We start from the raw sequence: 4,151 nt of genomic DNA, 5'->3' as shown, positions 1-4,151 counted from the left end.
CTCTTGGAGAACTTGCAGCATGGCTTGTTGAATCAGGCGGTCGACGACACAGGGGACGCCGAGTTTTCTGATCCCGCCATCCGGCTTCGGGATTTCTACCCGCTTAACCGGCTGCGGCCGATAGTTTCCGTCAAGCAGTTGAGACCGAATGTTTGGCCAGTGCCCACGCAGGAAAGCCTTGGCGACGTCGATGGTCATCCCATCAACGCCAGGGCTTCCTTTGTTCCTTTTAACACGCTTCCACGCTCTTTCGAGGTTCTCTCGATCGCACACCTCCTCCATTAGTTGTTCTGTGAAAGTCGAGCTTTCGGTGGCTGATTTCGTCATGAATGGTTCGGTCTCCTCGTCACCGCGCGCTGGGGCTTCACCCCACTCCTTCGGTTCCAAGGCCAGCGCTTGCTGGTTGTTCTGCCGCTTTCTATTCACGAGATACCAGTCCTACTTGCTTCTCTCGATCGTTCGGGCCTTCGGCCATCGTTTCCGGCTCCGCCTATCTGTTTCTCCACCTTTCGGCCTTGGAGTGCCTCAATAGCTTTGCCGACAGCCTGACCTAATACGCCCTCTGCTGACTTCTGCCCGGCGGTCAGACGACCTCGCGGTCGTCTCAGTCGCCCGAGGGCGACGCCGGGCAGACCTCCCGGGGTAAGCTCAATCGCCTTCGGTGCACAACCGCCGGATCTACGCTTCGCATCCTTGATGGATCTGGACTTCGCGATGTGTCGCCCGCTCGTCCGATGCTTGCGCCTCATATCCGTTTTTTGTTCATCGGCTCGCACCTTTGATCCACGCTTCCTTCAGACCCCGCCTCGCGACGGCAGCCCTTGCGTTTCACTAACCCTTCACCTCCATCAGGTTGGGTGGAAGACTTTCACTTCCGAGCTATTGAGCATGCCCGGCACACGACGAAGCCGCTCCGCGGCAGAACACTCGGCAAGGGTGGCCCATCGTCGGATGAAGGAATGCGGCTGAAGCAACTGTAACCGCTTTGGGGTGCCATGGTGAGACGTAATTTGCAGCGTTCATAGGCTTGGCTTCGAGCAAGATGGCGTTGCTGCCCTCGGGCAGTTTTCGTTTTTTTTTTGCCAAGGAGCCTTCAATGACGCCGCTTCGGTTACGCATGATAAACGACATGCAGATCCGCAACTTGTCACCGCACACGCAGGAATCCTATCTGCTGCAGGTTTCGCAGTTCGCCCGCCATTTTGCGAAGTCGCCGGCGTTGCTTGGGCCGGAAGATGTCCGCGCCTACCAAGTCTATCTAACGAACGAGAAGAAGCTGGCGCCGAAGTCGATCCACGTGACCGTCTCAGCGCTCCGTTTCTTGTACCGTGTCACGCTCGGCTTCGAATGGGATTTCGACCTCATCATTGCATGTCCAAAGGTGCCCAAGACGCTCGCCGTCATCCTCAGTCCCGAAGAGGTGCTGCACTTCCTCGGCTGCGTGGAGAGCCTCAAGCATCAAGTGATCCTGACAACATGCTACGCCGCCGGTCTGCGCATTTCCGAAGCGGTACGTCTAAAGCCGGGGGCCATCGATCGACAGCGGATGGTGCTACGCGTCGATCAAGGCAAGGGGAAGAAGGACCGTTACGTCATGCTCTCGGCACGGTTGCTGGAGACACTGACCGACTATTGGCGCGCCGTCCGGCCGAGGACGTGGATGTTTCCCGGCGGTATCCCCAACGAGCCGATATCGACCAACGCGGTGCAGGACGCCTGCAGCAAGGCGCATCGGTTAGCGGGCCTTGCCAAGCCCGTGACGCCGCATTCGCTGCGGCATGCCTTCGCCGTTCATCTACTCGAGGCCGGCACCGATCTTCGCACCATCCAGCTCTTGCTTGGCCATCGCAGCCTGTCCACAACCGCGCAATATCTCCGGATAGCCACGAACAAAGTCTGCGCGGCGACCAGCCCGCTGGAGCTGCTGCCGCGCCCAATCCCTAAGGCACCACCACCGCCGCCGCCTGAACATTTCTGACGGCGGCCCCATGGGACGCTCAGGTCCGGAAGTGGCGGATATCTTCCGCCGCTATGGTGCTGCCTGGCGCGAGCAGCACTGGAGGTCTCTATCGACCGAACGGCGTGCAGCAATGACGGCGATCGAGCGCTGTCGAACGGCCGCGCTCGGTGGCCATGTCGAGCAGTGCGATCACTGCGGAGAGCGGCGGATCTCCTACAATAGCTGCCGCTCGCGCAACTGCCCCAAGTGCCAATCGCTCGCGCGGGCAGAATGGATCGAGGCCCGACAAGCGGAGCTTCTCGATACGCAGTATTTTCACGTTGTTTTCACCATACCCGACCAAATCGCAGCGATCGCATTCCAGAATGCCGGCACCGTGTACGATATTATGTTCCGCACAGCTGCAGAGACTTTGCGGACTATCGCTGCCGATCCCAAGCACCTCGGTGCCGAGATCGGGTTCTTTTCTGTCCTTCATACTTGGGGCCAGAACCTCCTTCACCATCCCCACCTCCATTGCGTCGTTCCTGGAGGAGGACTGTCCCCGGATGGCAGCCGCTGGATCGCGTGCCGGCCCGGCTTCTTTCTTCCCGTGGCCGTGCTTTCCCGTCTGTTCCGGCGCCTATTTCTCAGCGCCTTGCAAAAGTCGTTCGACACCGGCGAGCTACAATTCTTCTCGTCGCTGGAACCGTTGCGTGATCCGGCTGCGTTTCAGCGTTATCTGAACGATGTCCGCAGAATCAATTGGGTTATCTACGCCAAGCCGCCCTTTGGCAGCGCCGAACAGGTTGTGCACTATGTCGGCCGTTATACGCATCGGGTAGCGATCAGCAACAGCCGCGTCATCGATATCGAAGACGGCAAAGTACGCTTTCGATGGATGGATTACCGCCACGGAAGCCAGCAGAAAGTAATGACGCTGGACGCCGGGGAGTTCATTCGGCGTTTCCTCATCCATGTCCTACCCGAAGGCTTCAAACGTATTCGCTACTATGGTTTTCTGGGTAACCGCTACCGCAAGCAAAAGCTCGCTCGCTGCCGTGAACTGCTCGGAATGATGTCCGCCGATGCTCATTCGGAGCCGGAAGAGCTATCCGATTGCCCCGAGAAGGCTGAGCACTGCAATGCCGCTTCCTTGCGTCAATGTCCATCCTGTCATCAAGGCCACATGGTGTGCGTCGAGGTCTTGCAGCCAGGTTCGTTCAGTGCCGCTCGTTCACCGGACACTTCTTGATGCGAGACCTCGATCAACCAAGAACCGCCACCTTCCATTTCGCAATTCTTCCGGCCGCCGTGGCAGCCGATAGATGCCCTGTTGTCGTTCTTCCGACGTCAAACCTCCGGCGCTTCGCATTTTTCGGCTACTTCGCTTCCCAGATGTCGCTTCCACCCAGTACTTTCATGATAATGTCCGCTTTGGACTTGCCTCCAGTACAGATCACGACGTTTCACAAATAACGGCGCAGTGATTCAACACCCATAGCTGCAGCGGCTGCCCGCGACTTCGTCCAACACGTTTTTAGATTACCGGCGCCCCTCGCGAGTGCTCGTGTTGGGTACCGAACCACGCGCCGCCAATCTAAAAACGCTCTCTATTATGCGGAGCCGATATCGTCCAGAAGCGAGCAAAACCGCCCGTCTTCGTGTCGACTCCGCATAATCATGGCCGCCGCATAGTTGCGGAGGTCGACCGGCCGCGTCGCGATCATGATCTTCACGCCCGCCGAAGCCGCGATCATGTCATCGCCCTCACGGCCCGCAGCACATCGCGCAGCCAGGCCGAATCGACTCCGGCCGCTGCGCGAACCACCGCACCGCCAATCTCGATACTGATTGTCATCGAGTTCTGTGTTGCCGCTTCCGCGGCCATCCCAGCGGGGCGCAGCTCCGACACTACCGGTACGAAGAATGGCGCATCGTCCGCCGGCAAACTCAGCAGACCGGCACGCGCCGCCTTGCGCCACGCGAACAGGTGTTGCGGCGAGATGTCGTGCCGGCGCGCCACCTCGGACGCAACAGCGCCCGGCGCATACGACTCTGCCACGATCCGCCCCTTGACCGCGTCGCTCCACCGCCGCCGACGCCCCGCTCCGACGTGGATATCCACCCGGCCACGTGGCTCCGAAGCGTCAACCATATCGTCAACCATATATGCGAACCTAACTGTATATGACGGCTCGCATGTTGCCGA

General features: G+C 59.3%; 5 protein-coding genes. 2 read left to right on the top strand and 3 right to left on the bottom strand.

Annotation, left to right across the window (positions count from 1 at the left end; translation table 11 throughout):
• The coding region (locus SO180_RS42040; RefSeq protein ID WP_449384648.1) for a reverse transcriptase domain-containing protein at positions 1-426 on the bottom strand (426 nt) is incomplete at its 3' end.
• Positions 427-1,096: 670 nt separating this feature from the next.
• Here SO180_RS42040 and SO180_RS42035 point away from each other — a divergent pair.
• A complete protein-coding gene (locus tag SO180_RS42035; RefSeq protein WP_449384649.1) occupies positions 1,097-1,978 on the top strand; it encodes a site-specific integrase in 882 nt (293 codons plus the stop codon).
• A 10-nt stretch (positions 1,979-1,988) separates the two neighbouring features.
• Positions 1,989-3,194 carry an IS91 family transposase gene (locus tag SO180_RS42030; RefSeq protein ID WP_449384647.1) on the top strand — a complete coding sequence of 402 codons (1,206 nt, stop codon included), beginning with the start codon at positions 1,989-1,991 and terminating at the stop codon, positions 3,192-3,194.
• A gap of 361 nt (positions 3,195-3,555) precedes the next feature.
• Here SO180_RS42030 and SO180_RS42025 read toward each other — a convergent pair whose 3' ends face one another.
• Together SO180_RS42025 and tnpA are read right to left on the bottom strand one after the other, a co-directional pair.
• Positions 3,556-3,699 carry a hypothetical protein gene (locus SO180_RS42025; protein WP_449384646.1) on the bottom strand — a complete coding sequence of 48 codons (144 nt, stop codon included), beginning with the start codon at positions 3,697-3,699 and terminating at the stop codon, positions 3,556-3,558.
• Positions 3,696-4,109, bottom strand: coding sequence for an IS66-like element accessory protein TnpA (tnpA, locus tag SO180_RS42020; protein ID WP_449384645.1), 414 nt, complete (start codon positions 4,107-4,109; stop codon positions 3,696-3,698). The genes SO180_RS42025 and tnpA overlap by 4 nt, the downstream gene beginning before the upstream one ends.
• Between the last annotated feature and the right edge of the window lie 42 nt (positions 4,110-4,151).

It is taken from the genome of Bradyrhizobium sp. UFLA05-112 (genome assembly GCF_053572325.1).
Note: the sequence above shows the minus strand (reverse complement) of the source record. Positions and strands in the feature narration are given on the sequence as shown.